Origin of the sequence: Microbacterium sp. 22179, assembly GCF_052045715.1 — a bacterium.
GTDB lineage: Bacteria > Actinomycetota > Actinomycetes > Actinomycetales > Microbacteriaceae > Microbacterium > Microbacterium galbinum.
Genome location: NZ_JBQEPJ010000001.1, coordinates 430,059 through 444,495, shown reverse-complemented (window position 1 = coordinate 444,495; position 14,437 = coordinate 430,059). Strand labels below are relative to the sequence as shown.

Sequence of the window (14,437 nt, the reverse complement as noted above, 5' to 3'; positions counted from 1 at the left end):
CTCGGGGCACCGCATCAGCGCGTCGGCTTCCGCGAGAACGCCTCCAGACGCGCCTCGGGATCCAGCGCCGCCATCTTCTCGAGCCACGCCTCCGAGAAGTACTCGCCGGTGGGCGCCGTCGTCACCGGCACGACCGTATGCGTGAGGGTGTCGGGGTAGACGTGCACGAGGTTGAACGCCTGCGCGGCATCCATCCCGTTGACCTCGGCCGCCGGACGCGCGACGTTCATCGTGTAACAGGTGGCGGAGGCGACGCTCACGGGCACCCCGGCGAACACCCCGGTCGACGAGTAGTGGAGGTGACCGGCGAGGATGCCCCGCACGTCGCTCCCCCGAATCACGGCCTCGAGCTTCTCCTGATGGCGCAGTTCGAGGATGTCGAACAGCGGGAGGTGGCTCGGCAGGGGCGGGTGGTGCATGGCCAGCAGCGTGCCCTGCGGAGCAGGCGTCCGCAGAACGTCGGCGAGCCAGGCGAGCTGGCCGTCGTCGAGGTCGCCGTGGTGCCACCCGGGCACCGACGTGTCGAGCGCGATGATGCGCAGACCGTCGATCTCCCAGACACCGGTGACTGCTTCCTCCGTCGCGGGCGCGTCCAGCAGTCCCTCCCGCAGAGCGGGTCGCTCGTCGTGGTTTCCCGCGACCCAGATCACCTGCGTCCCGAGTTCCTCGGCGACCGGCTCGACCGCCGCACGCAGGCGACGATAGGCGTCGGGCTCCCCCAGATCGGTCAGGTCACCGGTGAGGACGATCGCTGCCGGAGAGGGGTGAACCGCTCGGATCGCGACCAGCGTGCGCGCGAACGTGTCGTCGACGTCGTAGCGCCCGCCCAAGCGCGCGCCTCCGGCGAGGAAGTGCGGGTCGCTGACATGGATGATCGTGTGCGACGCCGGCTGATGCCGACCGAAGACGTAGGGCCCTGGCATGGCACCAGCCTACGACGGGGGTGGGACGCCGGAGCGCCCTGGCCCGTCAGTGGCCGACGACGATGATGATGATGCCGGCGACGACCGCGAGCGCACAGAGTCCGAAGCATCCGTACGCACCGACGAGCGACAGGCGCTTCTGCCCGTCGGTGAGCGGGCTCTTGCGCGCCGCCTTGGCGGCCTGCTTCTCGGCTCGCCGGAGGTCCTTCTCGGTGATGACCGTGATCGCGTCCGTGAACTCCGCCGGGCTCACGACCGGAGCGTGCCCGCTGCGCACCAGCAGGCGCAGACCCAAGGCGTAGAAGGTGACGATCGCGACGGCGCCGATCAGCGCCGCGACGAACACCTGGAAGAAGGCGAGCCAATCGATGGAGACGCTCATTCGCCCGTTCCCTTCTCGGTACCGGCCTCGTCGCGGACCGCGGTCGTGCTCTTGGTGCGCGTGCCGTTCTTGCCCTGCGCTCGCGCATCCGCCTTCGCCTGCTTGCGGGCCTTGGCTTCGGCCTTGGCCTGCTCGATCCGCTGCTGGCGGCGCGTGGGCGGCGGGGCATCCGGCAGATCGATCGCGAGGCCGGACTCGGCCACATCGCTCATCGCGTTCGCGGGCGTGACCGCGTCACGCCGCGAGCGCAGGAAGAGCCCGATGATGACGGCGAGGGCGAGGACCGCGTCGATCGCGATGCCCCAGCCTCCGAGCCAGAGGGCGATGAGCGCAGCCAGCGCACCGACCGCGCCGGCGGCCGGAAGCGTGAGGAGCCAGCCGATCGCGATGCGACCGGCCGTCCGCCAGCGCACCGTCGACCCACGGCGGCCCAGACCGGAACCGATCACCGAGCCGGAGGCGACCTGCGTCGTCGAGAGCGCGAAGCCGAATGCGCTCGAGGCGAGGATCGTGGCCGCCGTCGCGCTCTCGGCCGAGAAGCCCTGCGCCGGCTTCACGTCGGTGAGGCCCTTGCCGAGGGTGCGGATGATCCGCCATCCGCCGAGGTACGTGCCGAGAGCGATCGTCACCGCACAGGCGATGATCACCCAGAGGTACGGGTCGGCCTGATCGGCGTTCTGCCATCCCACGGTGATGAGGGCGAGGGTGATGACACCCATCGTCTTCTGCGCGTCATTGGTTCCGTGCGCGAGTGCGACGAGCGAGGACGTGAAGATCTGCCCCCAGCGGAAACCGTCACGGCCGTCGGGCTTGCCGTCGTAGCGACGGGTGATCGAGTACGCCGCCTTGGTGGCGACGAAGGCGATGATCCCGGCGGTGACCGGCGCGATCAGAGCGGGAAGGATGATCTTCGACAGCACCATCCCGAAGTCGATGCCCTGCACGCCCACGCCCACCAGCGTCGCGCCGATGAGACCGCCGAACAGCGCGTGCGACGAGCTCGAGGGCAGCCCGAGCAGCCACGTGAGCATGTTCCAGGTGATCGCGCCGATGAGCCCGGCGAAGATCATCGGCAGGAAGACGGCGGCTTGGATGCCGTCCTCGTGGATGATCCCGTGCGAGACGGTCTTGGAGACCTCGGTCGACAGGAAGGCGCCGACGAGGTTCAGCACCGCGGCGAGGAGCACGGCGGTCTTGGGCTTGAGGGCACCGGTGGCGATGGGCGTGGCCATCGCGTTCGCGGTGTCGTGGAAGCCGTTGGTGAAGTCGAAGAAGAGTGCCAGCAGGATCACCAGCACGACGAGGAGGGCTGCGGTTTCCACCGTTCGCTTTCGGTCGTTGAGGAAGAGGGAGATGTCGACGGGATCGACGTGACGAACGAAGAGTTCACCGTGGGTTTGACTTCCGTTAACCGGCCCCGTTGAATCCTCCCACCGTCCCCGGTGCCGGTCAACTCGACCTGGGATAGCGTGGAGCGGTGACCAACGCCCCGATCGCAGACCGACGCTCGACCCTCCGCACCCACCACGGCGACACGTTCGACGACCCGTACGAATGGTTGCGCGAGAAGGAGTCCCCCGAGGTCGTCGCGCACCTCGAGGCCGAGAACGCGCACACGGATGCCGAGACCGCGCACCTCGCCGGACTCCGCGAGACGCTGTTCGAGGAGATCAAGGGCCGCGTGCAGGAGACCGATCTCTCGGTGCCGACCCGCCGCGGCGACTGGTGGTACTACAGCCGCACGGTCGAGGGGGCTCAGTACCCGATCCACTGCCGTGCGGCGGCCGACGCCGACGACTGGACTCCCCCGCAGCTGACGCCGAACGTCGCCGTTCCCGGCGAGGTCGTGCTCCTCGACGGGAACGTCGAGGCCGAGGGTCACGAGTTCTTCTCCCTCGGAGCGTTCGACACCTCCGACGACGCGACGAAGCTGCTCTGGTCGACCGACTTCGAGGGCGACGAGGTCTACACGATCCGTGTGCGCGACCTCACCACCGGCGAGACCCTGGCCGACGAGATCCCGAACACCGCCGGCGCGTTCTTCACGCCCGACGGCTCGGCCATCCTCTACACGACGCGCGACGACGCCTGGCGTCCCGACACTCTCTGGCTGCACGCGCTCGGAACCCCGGTGTCCGAGGACGTCCAGCTGTTCCACGAACCCGACGAGAAGTTCTGGCTCGGCGCGGGCATCACCCGCAGCCGGAAGTACCTGGTCATCGGCGTCGGCTCGAGCATCACGAGCGAGGAGTACCTGGTCGATCTCGCCGGGCCTCTCACGGCGGAGCCGCGGATCGTCTGGCCACGCGCCGAAGGCGTCGAGTACTCGGTCGAGCACGCGGTCGTCGATGGTGAGGACCGACTGCTCATCCTCCACAACGACGATGCCCTCGACTTCGAACTGGTCTCGGTCGCGGCCGAGGCACCCCAGGGTGCGCGACGCATCATCCTGCCGCACGAGCCCGGTCGGCGGCTGCTCGGCGTCGATGCGTTCCGCGACTTCGCGACGGTCGAGTACCGGGCGGAAGGCCTGGAGCGGGTGGGTCTGCTCGACTACACGACGGATGCCGTCGCGGACATCCCCTTCGACGAACCGCTGTACTCGGCCGGAGTGAGCGGCAACCCGGAGTGGCACTCCCCCTTCCTCCGCCTCGGATACACGTCGTTCGTCACTCCGGGCACCGTGTACGACCTCGACCTCGCGACGAAGGAGCTGCTGCTCCGCAAGCGCGTCACCGTGCTCGGCGGCTACGATCCGACCGAGTACGGGCAGCGGCGGGACTGGGCGACGGCCGACGACGGCACCCGAGTGCCGATCTCGCTGGTGTGGAAGAAGGAGTTCGGCGCCCCCGGCGAAACTCCGCGCCCTCTGCACCTCTACGGCTACGGCTCCTACGAGCACTCGATCGATCCCGGGTTCTCGGTGGCCCGCCTGTCGGAACTCGATCGCGGCGTCGTCTTCGCCGTGGCGCACGTCCGCGGCGGCGGCGAGATGGGCCGTCAGTGGTACGAGGACGGAAAGCTGCTGCACAAGCGCAACACCTTCACGGACTTCGTCGCGAGCGCGCGTCACCTCGTCGACACCGGGGTGACCGCTCCCGACCGCCTGGTCGCCGAGGGCGGCAGCGCCGGCGGACTCCTGATGGGCGCCGTCACCAACCTCGCTCCCGAACTGTTCACCGGCGTGCTCGCCGCCGTCCCGTTCGTGGACGCCCTCACGACGATCCTCGATCCGTCGCTCCCCCTCACCGTCATCGAGTGGGACGAGTGGGGCGATCCACTCCACGACGCCGACGTCTACGCGTACATGAAGTCCTACTCGCCGTACGAGAACGTCCGCGACGGCGTGCAGTACCCGCGCATCCTCGCGGTGACGTCGCTCAACGACACGCGCGTCCTCTACGTCGAGCCGGCGAAGTGGGTCGCGCGTCTGCGGGAGGCCGGAGCCTCCGACGTCCTGCTCAAGTGCGAGATGGTCGCCGGGCACGGCGGGGTCAGCGGGCGCTACAACTCCTGGCGCGAGCGTGCGTTCGAGCTCGCCTGGCTGCTCGACACGCTCGGCCTCGCCGACTGACCGCGCGAAGCAGAAGGCGATCGCGCCGCATGGGTCCGTTCCGTCGAGGAGCGGCCGGATGCGGCGCGATCGCCTGATTCCACCTGACGCGCTCAGCCGAAGAGGGCTGCGGCCTCGTCGTAACGGCTGCGGGGAACCGTGTTCAGCTCGCCCAGCGCCTCGGCAAACGGCACCTCGACGATGTCGGTGCCGCGCAGCGAGACCATCCGACCCCAGGACTTGGCGACGAGCGAATCCGCCGCGTGCAGGCCGAGGCGTGTCGCGAGGACCCGGTCGAATCCGGAGGGCGACCCTCCGCGCTGGATGTGTCCGAGCACCGTCGAACGCGTCTCGATACCGGTGATGCGCTCGATCTCGGGGGCGAGCACCTCGCTGATGCCACCGAGCCGGGGACGGTTGAACGCGTCGAGCCCCTTGTCGCTGTACGCGGTGTCCATCCCGGTGAGCGTGAAGCCCTCGGAGACGACGACGAGCGGCGCACGACCGCGGTCGTGCGCGCTCGAGACGAGAGCGGTGATCTCGTCGATCGACATCGGCACCTCGGGAATGCAGATGACGTGCGCGCCGGCGGCCATACCCGCGTGCAGTGCGATCCACCCGACGTGGCGGCCCATGACCTCGGCCACCATGCAGCGCTGATGCGAATCGCCGGTGGTGCGCAGGCGGTCCATGGCATCGGTGGCGATGTTCACCGCGGTGTCGAAGCCGAACGAGTAGTCGGTCGCTCGCAGATCGTTGTCGATCGTCTTCGGCACACCGATCACGTTGATGCCGTCGTTCGCGAGGCGGTTGGCGGCCGCGAGCGTGCCCTCTCCGCCGATCGCCAGGATGCCGTCGATGTTGTGCGCCGCGAGCGTCTTCGCGATGTTCTCGGCGCCGCCCCGCGGCCCCTCGTACGGGTTCGTCCGGCTGGTGCCGAGGATCGTTCCGCCGACCTTCGAGAGGCCCTTGACCTCGTGGCGCGTGAGCGGGAAGAAGTCGCCGTCGACGACCCCTCGCCACCCGTCGCGGATGCCGACGAACTCGATGTCGTAAGTGGTCGTGCCCTTGAGCACGACGCCGCGGATCACCGCGTTGAGTCCGGGGCAATCGCCACCGCTCGTCAGGATTCCGATCTTCATGCTGTTGCCTCAGACGCTCGGGAGAAGGAAAGGGGAAAGGCGACGCTGCCTGCGATCGACACTAGTGCCATGCGCCCATCGAGCGCCATTCGAGCACGTCGAAAACCGGAGATCTTGCCGACGAGAAAGGGCCATCCGGCACAACTTCTCCGGATGACCCTTCTCGGCTGTCGAATCGCGATCAAGAATCGTGATTCTTAACGACTTTTCACGAGCTGTGCAACGTCTCTCGCAGCAGATGCATGAGCGCCCCGAGCTGCACGGGCTCGGCTGCCGCATCGTCGACGGCCTCGCCGTCGAGCGCACGAGCAGCCAGGCCCTGCTTCTGATCGATGAGCTCGGCGATCTTCGTGTCGATCGTGTGCGCGGCGATGATGCGCCACGCGGTGACCGGCTCGTCCTGACCGATGCGGTGCACGCGGTCGATGGCCTGCGTCTGCTCGGCCGCCGTCCACGACAGCTCGGCGAGCACGACGTTCGATGCCGCCTGCAGGTTGAGACCGACGCCCGCTGCCGTCAGGGAGCAGACCGCGATGCCGACCTCGGGGTCGCCGTTGAAGTCGTCGATCGCCTGCTGACGGACCGTGGTCGTCTGGTCACCACGGATCGAGACCGAGCGGATGCCCGCGGCGGCGAAGTGCGCCTCCGCCTGATCCATCACGTCGATGTGCTTCGCGAAGAACACGACCTTGCCCACCGAGCGCTGCAGCTGCGCCGCGTAGTCGGCGGCGAGCGACGCCTTGGCCTGGCCGATACGCCGGACCATGGTGAAGACGTTGTCGCCCCCGGTTCCGGCGGCCTTCGACTCCTCGAGCTCGTTCTGGGCGACGAGACGCACGATGTCGTCGTCGATCTCGCCCGGCGCGAGGCCGCGATCGCCACGGGCCTCGATGATCCGACGGTAGCGGGCGGCGAGACGCTCCCCCAGCTCGCGCTCGGCCTGGCGGATGCTCCGCCCGAACTCGTCGTCGAGCTGCACGGGGAGATCGGCGATCAGCTTGTCGGGCAGGTCGGCTGCGACGTCCTTCTTCTTGCGGCGGACGATCCCCATCGAGATGACGGCGTCGCGCGCCTCGGGGTAGAACGCCTTGTCGGCCGGAGTGAATCCGGTCGCGTCGAGCTTCTCCATGAGCTCCGGACCGGGCTTCTCCCCCGTGGTCCAGCCGAGGAACCGCCAGATCGCGTCGAAGTCCTCGACGTCGTTGATCAGCGGCGTACCGGTCAGGGCCAGCATGAGCGGCTTCCCGCCGGGCGTGCGCTCGCGCACACGAGACGCCAATGACAGCACGTTCTGCGAGCGCTGCGACGACAGGTTCTTGATGAAGTGCGCCTCGTCGACGACCATGCCGCGCAGTCCGATCGACGACAGCCACGAGAGATGCCGATCGAGGATCTCGTAGTTGACGATGAAGATGTCGGCGAAGGCGTCGATGTCGTCGCCGTCGCCCTGGATCACGGTCGCACGCCGCTGCGGCGTCCACCGCTCGACCTCGCGCGCCCAGTTCATCTTGACGACGTTCGGGACCACGACCAGGAGCGGGTAGGCGCCCGCGACCGAGGCGGCGAGAACCGACTGGGCGGTCTTGCCCAGGCCGGGCTCATCGGCCAGGAGGAAGCTGCGATGCCCGTCGCGAACCGCCTCGAGGAAGCGGGACTGATGCACCATCACCTCGAGACCCTTCGGCGAGATGTGGTCGTACTCGGGGGCCGGAGGCAGCTCCATGCTGGCGGCCGAGCCGCCCGCACCGGTCTCGAACGCCTTGTACAGCGGGCCCATCAGCTCCCAGCCGTCGAGGCGACGGCGCGGGACGGTGGTCACACGCGGCGTGAGATCGGGGGCGAGGAACGGGTTCGCGAGCTGACGGGCCTCGACCGACGGCGGGGTCACCTGACGCTCGGCGATCGCCGCGGGAACGACGGAGATCTGCACCGGCGCGGCATCGGCGATGATCAACTCTTCCGGAGCGAGCTCCGCACCGGACTCGAGCAGCCAGTCGCGGCGCATGCGCTTGGCGACCGGCGAGGTCGCCTGGTCCGCTTCGAGCAGCTGGATGAGTGACGTGTCGCGCGCCGCCGTCTTGGCGAGGATGGTCGCGACGCCGTCGAGCCGCTTGAGCAGCTCGGCGCGTGCGGCATCACCGATGTCGGCATCCGCTTTGACTCTGGCGCGCTCTTCGCGCACCAGGAACGCAATCACCTGGAACTTGACACGGTTGGTCGGTCCCAGCTTTCCGCGCTGGGACTTGGCCTCGATCTCGCGCACCTTGCGCGCGAGGATCGGGATGAGGGGCGCCTCGTCATCGCGACGAGACGACTTCTTGCGCCGTGTGGCGGCGGTTGCCGTGGTCGGCATGCTCCTCCTGAGCGTGAAGGCCGGAACGCCCCAGGGGCTCCGGCGCTCTGTTGTCCGCGTGTGGCGTGAGCCAGGACCGTGCGGATGTAGATCGATCATCTCGCCGATGCGCGCAGGACGCGGAAGATTCGACGATGACTGCGACCACTCTACGCCATCCCGGGCGGGGAACCCCCGTGGCGACGCGCGCGGCGGAACGATCAGGCGGTCTGCTCGCGCAGCACGCGCTCCGCATCCGCCACGTCGGCGGCGATCTGCGCCGTGAGCTTCTCGATGCCCTCGAAGGCGACCATGCCGCGCAGACGCTCGGTGAACTCGACGGTGACGTCGTGCCCGTAGAGGTCGAGACCCGTCTCGCCGAGCACGTGCGCCTCGACCTGACGCTCGAGCACGTCGTCGAAGGTCGGGTTCGTCCCGATGGAGATCGCGGCGGGGTGACGGATGCCCGTGTCGTGGTCGATCAACCATCCGGCGTACACGCCGTCGGCCGGGACGAACGCATCGACGACGGCCGACAGGTTCGCGGTCGGGTATCCCAACTCCCGTCCCCGCTTGAGGCCGTGGACGACGACGCCGCGCACATCGGGCGAGCGTCCAAGCACCCGTGCGGCGCCGGTGACATCGCCGGCGATGAGGAGCTCGCGGATCCACGTCGATGACACCCGTCGTGCGGAGCCGGGAAGGTAGACGTCATCGACCACCTCGACGGTGAACCCGTGGCTGGGCCCCATCTCGCGCAGCAGCTCGGGGGTGCCCGCACCGCGGTTCCCGAAGCGGAAGTCCTCGCCCACGAGGACGGTCGAGACCCCGAGAGCCGCGACCAGGATCTCGGTCACGAAGTCCTCGGCGCTGAGCGAGGCCATCTCCTCATCGAAGGTGAGCAGCAGCGTGGCATCCAGACCGAGCTCGCCGAGGAGCTCGAGTTTGCGCTCCACCGTCACGACGTTCTCGGGGCAGCGGTCGGGTCGCAGGATCGCCAGCGGGTTGCGGTCGAAGGTGACGGCGACGGAACGCGCGCCCGTCTCGGCCGCTCGTTCCTCGAGCCGTCGGATCACGGCACGATGGCCGGCGTGCACCCCGTCGAACTTGCCGATCGCCACGATGCTGGGGCCGAAGCCCTCCGGGACCTCGGCGAGATCGCGGAAGACGATCACGCGTCGACCTCGACGGTCGTCCGCGCGACGTCCGGCCGGTTGGTCCGCAGCCACCAGATGCCGAACACCGGGAGCACCAGCGGGATGAAGAGGTATCCGCGTCCGAACAGCGACCACACGGTCTCGTGCTGGAACTGCTCGGGGATCAGGATGCTGAGCAGGCCCACGACCAGGACACCCGTGAGCTCGAAGACGATCGCCACCCAGGCCACCGTGTACCAGCCGCGCCGCCTCGCGAGCACGAGCGCCAGGGTCGCGAGGATGTAGACGACGGCGGCGACGGCCGAGAGCGAGTACGCGAGAGGAGCCTCGTCGAACCGTCGGAAGATCTGCACGAAGCTCCGGCCGGTGGCCGCGAGCGCCATGACGGCGTAGACGATCACGAGGACGCGACCGATTCCGGTCATCCTGGTGGTGGGGGCGGTGGTGCTCATAGCGCATTCCATCCTAGATGCGCCAGAGGGGACCGACGTCCGTGTGCGGCTCCGGGTTACGCGATCTGCACGGTCCAGATGACGTGCATGCGCCACACCATGATCGCGATGGCCAGGGCGGCGACTCCGAGGATGACGGTGCTCCAGCGGCTGCGCTCCATCAACGCCCAGAGCACGGCCCCGATCGGCAGGAGCACGGCGGAGACGAGATAGACCCAGAACTCGAGGAGATCCCCCGTGGGCGGGTTCCCCACGAGCGGAGCGATGATCGCGGTGACCACCTGGGCGACCAGCAGGGCCTCGACGAGGGCGACGGCGCCGACGGACCAGTCGCTCGGGCGACGGCCGGCGAGTCCCGCCACGACGCAGAACGCTCCGGCGACGACCGCCACCACGATCTGGGCGAGGGTGAACCACAGGATCATCGGGCACTCTCCGGCATGTTCATGGCGCTCTTGAGGTCGCCTCCGCGTTTCTCGACGACACCGACGAGAACGCCCTCGTCGTCGATGGCCGCGACCAGCGGTGCATCGATCCGGCCGGCTTGGCCGGTGAGTCGCTTCCCGTGGCGCAGATCCCGCGCTTCCTCGGCGGAGACGGGCAGCGTGGGCAGGATGAGCTCCGCGGCCTGCGCAGGGGTGAGGACCGGAGCCCCCTCGAGGGAATCGATGTCGACGGCATTCGCGACGTCGAACGCCCCCACCCGGGTACGCCGCAGCGCGGTGAGGTGCCCGCCGACGCCCAGCGCGGCACCGAGGTCGCGTGCCAGCGACCGGATGTACGTACCGGACGAGCAGTCCACGATCACGTCGAGATCGCGGATGCCGTCACCCGCTCTGTCGCCGACGACATCGAAGCGCGAGACGACGACGTTCCTTGCGTCGAGGACGACCTCCTCCCCCGCACGGACGCGATCGTATGCGCGGCGACCGTCGACCTTGATCGCGGACACGGCGCTGGGAACCTGCGAGATCTCACCGGTCAGGGCCGAGATCTCCGCGGCGATGCGTGCGTCGGAGACGTCCGCCCAGGCGGCGGGATCCGCGTGCGCGGTGATCTCTCCGTCGGCGTCGTCGGTGCCCGTGGCCTGTCCGAGACGGATGGTCGCCTCGTAGGTCTTGCCGGCGCCCACGACGTAGGTGAGGAGCCGGGTGGCGCCCTCGATGCCGATCACGAGCAGTCCGGTCGCCATCGGGTCGAGCGTGCCGGCGTGCCCGACCTTGCGGGTGCCGAACGCACGACGCGTGCGCGCGACGACGTCGTGGCTGGTCAGCCCTGCGGGCTTGTCGACGAGGAGGATGCCCGGCAGAACCATCCCTCCAGCCTACGGTGCCCGGCCGCACGGGCGAACACGCGGTCACGGCTCGAATAGGCTTGTCGGATGCCGGAGACGCCCGAGAACCGCGACCGGGAGATCGCCGCCCCGGTCATCGACTGGTACCGTTCCGCGGCTCGCGATCTGCCCTGGCGTCGGCCGGAGTTCCACGAGCGTTTCGGCGCCTGGGGCGTGCTCGTGAGCGAGTTCATGCTGCAGCAGACGCCCGTCGCCCGTGTGATCCCCCGTCTCGATGCGTGGCTGGAGCGCTGGCCGTCGCCGGCGGACATGGCCACGGCCTCCCCCGCCGAGGTCGTGCAGCAATGGGCGAACCTCGGCTATCCGCGCCGCGCGCTCTGGCTCCACCGTGCGGCGACGGAGGTCGTCCGCGAGCACGACGGAACGGTCCCCCGAGACGTCCCCGCGCTACTCGCGCTCACCGGGATCGGCGACTACACCGCCCGCGCGGTCGCCGTCTTCTCGTACGGCGACCGGCATCCGGTGGTCGACACCAACACGCGCCGGGTGCTCGCGCGCGCCGTCGACGGCATCGCGCACCCGGGCCCTCCCTCACGGCGCGACCTCGCCCTGATGGAGGCGCAGATGCCGGTGGACGACTCCGCCGCGGCGGTGTTCAATGCCGCCGTCATGGAGCTCGGAGCCACCGTGTGCACCGCACGCGCGCCGGTCTGCGAGGAGTGCCCGATCGCCGACCGGTGCGCGTGGCTCGCCGCAGGGAGTCCCGCGACGGTGGACACCCGCCGAAAGCAGGCGGCCTACGAAGGATCGGATCGGCAGGCGCGCGGCGCGGTGCTGCGCGTACTCAGGGAGATCGCCCCCGCAGGCATCGCCCTGGAGGATCTGCTGCCGGACTGGCCGGATCCGTTGCAACGGGATCGCGCGATCGACTCGCTCGTCGCGGACGGGCTCGCCGAGGCCGGGAACGGAGAGATCGCGCTACCGCGCTGACTCCTCACAGCAGCTGATTGGTCCGGTGAGCCAGCACGGTGAGCTCGACCCGCGAGCGCACGCCGAGCTTCGCGAACGCCCGTCCGATGTGCACCTCGACCGTGCGCACCGACACCACCAGCGCTTCCGAGATCTCCCGGTTGCTCGCGCCGGCCGCCGCCCGCATCGCGACCTCGAGCTCGCGCGCGGTGAGCTGCTGCGACCATGCCGCCCGGCACGCCGCCAGCGGATCGATCGCCGACGATGCGTCATCGGCATCGAGGGTCGCGATCCGGCGCACGACCGATCGCGCCCAGGCGTGAGCCCCCGAGAGCTCGAACAGGCTGAGCGCCGTGCGCAGGTGCTCGCGAGCGACGACCGCCTCACCGCGGATCGCCGCACGGGTACCGAGCATCGCCTCGATGCGAGCGCGCGCGAACGGCGACCGCAGAGTGCGCGCCGCGCGCAGGACCTCGTCGCGCTCGGAGTGCCAGCGCACATCGGGAGCGGTGGCGACGCGTGTACGGAGCGAGCGGGCGAGGCTGACCTCCGGGGGCTCGATGAGACGCACAGCCGGCTCCTCGTCACCGCCCGGGCGGATCTCCTCGAGTCCGGGAACGGCGAACGACGTCTGCGGTGCCCCGAGCTCGCGCCACAGCCGGACGAATCCGGCGGCTCCGTCGAAATCTCCGTCGAGGAACGCCTCGATACCCTGATCGACCAGCAGATCGATCCGCTGAGCCGACGGCAGCGCACAGGTCAGCGCACGAGCGAAGGGTCCCAGCTCTCCGAGCACGGCGAGGTCGAGCCTGCGGGCGAGAACGACACCGAGTCCGGCGAACGGCATGCTCACCGGGAGCGTCATGGATGCCGTGAGCAGATGCTCGCGTGCCTCGCCCATGTCACCGCGCCAGACCAGGAGCAGGGCGTGCGCGACCGCGCGGTACGCATCGACGAGCGGACTCCGCTCGAATCCCTCTACGAGCGGATCCACCCCGGACGCGAGCGCGTCCTCATGGGCGAGCAGGCGCAGCCCGACGTCGATCCGTCCGTCGAGAGCGGAGGTCAGCGCGCGCATCAGGCCACCCGTCACCGGACCCGTGCCCTCGGCATCGTCTTCTTCGGACTCGCCCACGAGCAGCCACGCGAGAGCGACTGCGGGGTCTCGGAGCTTCGACTCGACACCGACCCGGGCGGAGGCGTACCGCAGCGACTCCCGCCAGGCGCGCATGCCCCGTCGGTCACCGCGCTCCGCGCACAGGGGCACGGCCAGCGCCGCTCCCCGAGCGATCGAGTACCAGTCCTCCGGTGCATCCGAGGCCGGGCGCAGCGCTTCCAGGTCGATCTCGGGAACCGACCCCTGCAGGTGAGCCTGTGCGATGAGCAGGCCGGCGAGGCCCTGCAACCGATAGCGCTCCGTTCCGTGCGGGAACAGGGTGCCGAGCCAGGCGGCAGCCTCGAGCGCGTACCCGCCCCCGATCGCGGCCGCGCCGGCGACCATCCGGGCTTCGTCGAGATCCCGCCCCGCGGCGTGCGCGGCCGCCTCGCGCGCGATCATCAGGGCGCGATCGGCGTGCCCCGCTTCCGACAGCCCTCTCGCGATCCGCGTGAGTTCGCGGGCGGATCCGGGGTCCATCTCCAGCGACGCGCGCGCTCGATGCCAGTCCGCCTCGATCGTGCGCCGCTGCCGCGCGAAAACCTCGTGCAGACGCGCGTGCACCCGGGCGGCCTCGCCCGACCCCATGCCCGCGGATATCCAGATCGCGAGTCGCCGGTCCTGCAGACGGATGCGGCCCGCGTGCAGGTCGAGATGCCCGCCGATCGCGGATGCCGCGAGATCCTCGGCCGTGCGTCCGTCGAAGGCCAGGAGCGGCTCCAGCTCGTCGGTCAGCGTCACGGCCAGCGCGAAGAGAAGGGCGCGATCACGCGCCGAGAGATCGAGCCCTCTGAAGGCCTCGACGACGGCGGGCACCATCGGGAGAGGAGACGGCAGCGGAAGCAGCCCCTGGCGCTGCCCGCGCGTCAACGCGGCCGCCACCTGGCGGATCGTGGGCGCATTCGCGTGCAGATCGACCATGAGGCGCGACAGCACGTGCGGCGCGCACCCGATCTGTTCGTCGATCAGCTCGCCGAGCAACGGACCGACCGTCGCCCACGCGTGACTCGTTCCTCCGGACACCACTGCGCCGTCGATGATGCACCCCCTCGCACCGGATGAGACGCTTCTCATCCG

At 69.6% G+C, this 14,437-nt stretch carries 12 protein-coding genes; 2 read left to right on the top strand and 10 right to left on the bottom strand.

Going from position 1 to position 14,437, the window contains the following annotated elements:
• Window positions 1-14: 14 nt before the first annotated feature.
• Genes ACTJKK_RS02040 through ACTJKK_RS02030 form a run of 3 tightly spaced genes read right to left on the bottom strand, consistent with a single transcriptional unit; the run spans window position 15 to window position 2,627 of the window.
• The gene (locus tag ACTJKK_RS02040) at window positions 15-923 is read right to left on the bottom strand and encodes a phosphodiesterase (protein ID WP_440746823.1); all 909 of its coding nucleotides are present in this window, start codon (window positions 921-923) and stop codon (window positions 15-17) included.
• Between the two features lie 46 nt (window positions 924-969).
• Window positions 970-1,305 (bottom strand): peptidase, encoded by a 336-nt coding sequence (locus ACTJKK_RS02035; protein WP_440746822.1) that lies wholly within the window; start codon window positions 1,303-1,305, stop codon window positions 970-972.
• The gene (locus ACTJKK_RS02030; RefSeq protein WP_247632408.1) at window positions 1,302-2,627 is read right to left on the bottom strand and encodes an inorganic phosphate transporter; all 1,326 of its coding nucleotides are present in this window, start codon (window positions 2,625-2,627) and stop codon (window positions 1,302-1,304) included. The genes ACTJKK_RS02035 and ACTJKK_RS02030 overlap by 4 nt, the downstream gene beginning before the upstream one ends.
• 155 nt (window positions 2,628-2,782) lie before the next feature.
• Between ACTJKK_RS02030 and ACTJKK_RS02025 the strand changes: the two genes are divergently transcribed.
• A complete protein-coding gene (locus ACTJKK_RS02025) occupies window positions 2,783-4,879 on the top strand; it encodes a S9 family peptidase (protein ID WP_440746821.1) in 2,097 nt (698 codons plus the stop codon).
• Window positions 4,880-4,971: 92 nt separating this feature from the next.
• Here ACTJKK_RS02025 and ACTJKK_RS02020 read toward each other — a convergent pair whose 3' ends face one another.
• From ACTJKK_RS02020 to truB, 6 genes are all read right to left on the bottom strand, one after another.
• A complete protein-coding gene (locus tag ACTJKK_RS02020; protein WP_440746820.1) occupies window positions 4,972-6,000 on the bottom strand; it encodes an ATP-dependent 6-phosphofructokinase in 1,029 nt (342 codons plus the stop codon).
• 208 nt (window positions 6,001-6,208) lie between these two features.
• Window positions 6,209-8,353: a DEAD/DEAH box helicase gene (locus tag ACTJKK_RS02015; RefSeq protein WP_440746819.1), complete on the bottom strand. Its 2,145-nt coding sequence runs from the start codon at window positions 8,351-8,353 to the stop codon at window positions 6,209-6,211.
• A 200-nt stretch (window positions 8,354-8,553) separates the two neighbouring features.
• Window positions 8,554-9,507: a bifunctional riboflavin kinase/FAD synthetase gene (locus tag ACTJKK_RS02010; RefSeq protein WP_440746818.1), complete on the bottom strand. Its 954-nt coding sequence runs from the start codon at window positions 9,505-9,507 to the stop codon at window positions 8,554-8,556.
• Entirely contained in the window at window positions 9,504-9,941 is a 438-nt protein-coding gene (locus tag ACTJKK_RS02005) for a hypothetical protein (protein ID WP_247622749.1), read from the bottom strand. The genes ACTJKK_RS02010 and ACTJKK_RS02005 overlap by 4 nt, the downstream gene beginning before the upstream one ends.
• A 56-nt stretch (window positions 9,942-9,997) precedes the next feature.
• Window positions 9,998-10,366: a hypothetical protein gene (locus ACTJKK_RS02000; protein ID WP_440746817.1), complete on the bottom strand. Its 369-nt coding sequence runs from the start codon at window positions 10,364-10,366 to the stop codon at window positions 9,998-10,000.
• Window positions 10,363-11,256, bottom strand: a complete 894-nt coding sequence (truB, locus tag ACTJKK_RS01995; RefSeq protein ID WP_440746816.1) for a tRNA pseudouridine(55) synthase TruB — start codon at window positions 11,254-11,256, stop codon at window positions 10,363-10,365. Before truB ends, ACTJKK_RS02000 begins: the two co-directional genes overlap by 4 nt.
• Window positions 11,257-11,322: 66 nt before the next feature.
• Between truB and ACTJKK_RS01990 the strand changes: the two genes are divergently transcribed.
• Window positions 11,323-12,225: an A/G-specific adenine glycosylase gene (locus tag ACTJKK_RS01990; protein ID WP_440746815.1), complete on the top strand. Its 903-nt coding sequence runs from the start codon at window positions 11,323-11,325 to the stop codon at window positions 12,223-12,225.
• Between the two features lie 4 nt (window positions 12,226-12,229).
• Here ACTJKK_RS01990 and ACTJKK_RS01985 read toward each other — a convergent pair whose 3' ends face one another.
• On the bottom strand, window positions 12,230-14,383 hold the full coding sequence (locus ACTJKK_RS01985) for a helix-turn-helix domain-containing protein (RefSeq protein ID WP_247955988.1): 2,154 nt from the start codon (window positions 14,381-14,383) through the stop codon (window positions 12,230-12,232).
• Between the last annotated feature and the right edge of the window lie 54 nt (window positions 14,384-14,437).

Bases quoted from the DNA above. Each gene is read 5' to 3' on its own strand.
- ACTJKK_RS02040 (WP_440746823.1), bottom strand. From the start codon at position 923: ATGCCAGGGCCCTACGTCTTCGGTCGGCATCAGCCGGCGTCGCACACG.
- ACTJKK_RS02035 (WP_440746822.1), bottom strand. From the start codon at position 1,305: ATGAGCGTCTCCATCGATTGGCTCGCCTTCTTCCAGGTGTTCGTCGCG.
- ACTJKK_RS02020 (WP_440746820.1), bottom strand. From the start codon at position 6,000: ATGAAGATCGGAATCCTGACGAGCGGTGGCGATTGCCCCGGACTCAAC.
- ACTJKK_RS02015 (WP_440746819.1), bottom strand. From the start codon at position 8,353: ATGCCGACCACGGCAACCGCCGCCACACGGCGCAAGAAGTCGTCTCGT.
- ACTJKK_RS02005 (WP_247622749.1), bottom strand. From the start codon at position 9,941: ATGAGCACCACCGCCCCCACCACCAGGATGACCGGAATCGGTCGCGTC.
- ACTJKK_RS02000 (WP_440746817.1), bottom strand. From the start codon at position 10,366: ATGATCCTGTGGTTCACCCTCGCCCAGATCGTGGTGGCGGTCGTCGCC.
- truB (WP_440746816.1), bottom strand. From the start codon at position 11,256: ATGGTTCTGCCGGGCATCCTCCTCGTCGACAAGCCCGCAGGGCTGACC.
- ACTJKK_RS01990 (WP_440746815.1), top strand. From the start codon at position 11,323: ATGCCGGAGACGCCCGAGAACCGCGACCGGGAGATCGCCGCCCCGGTC.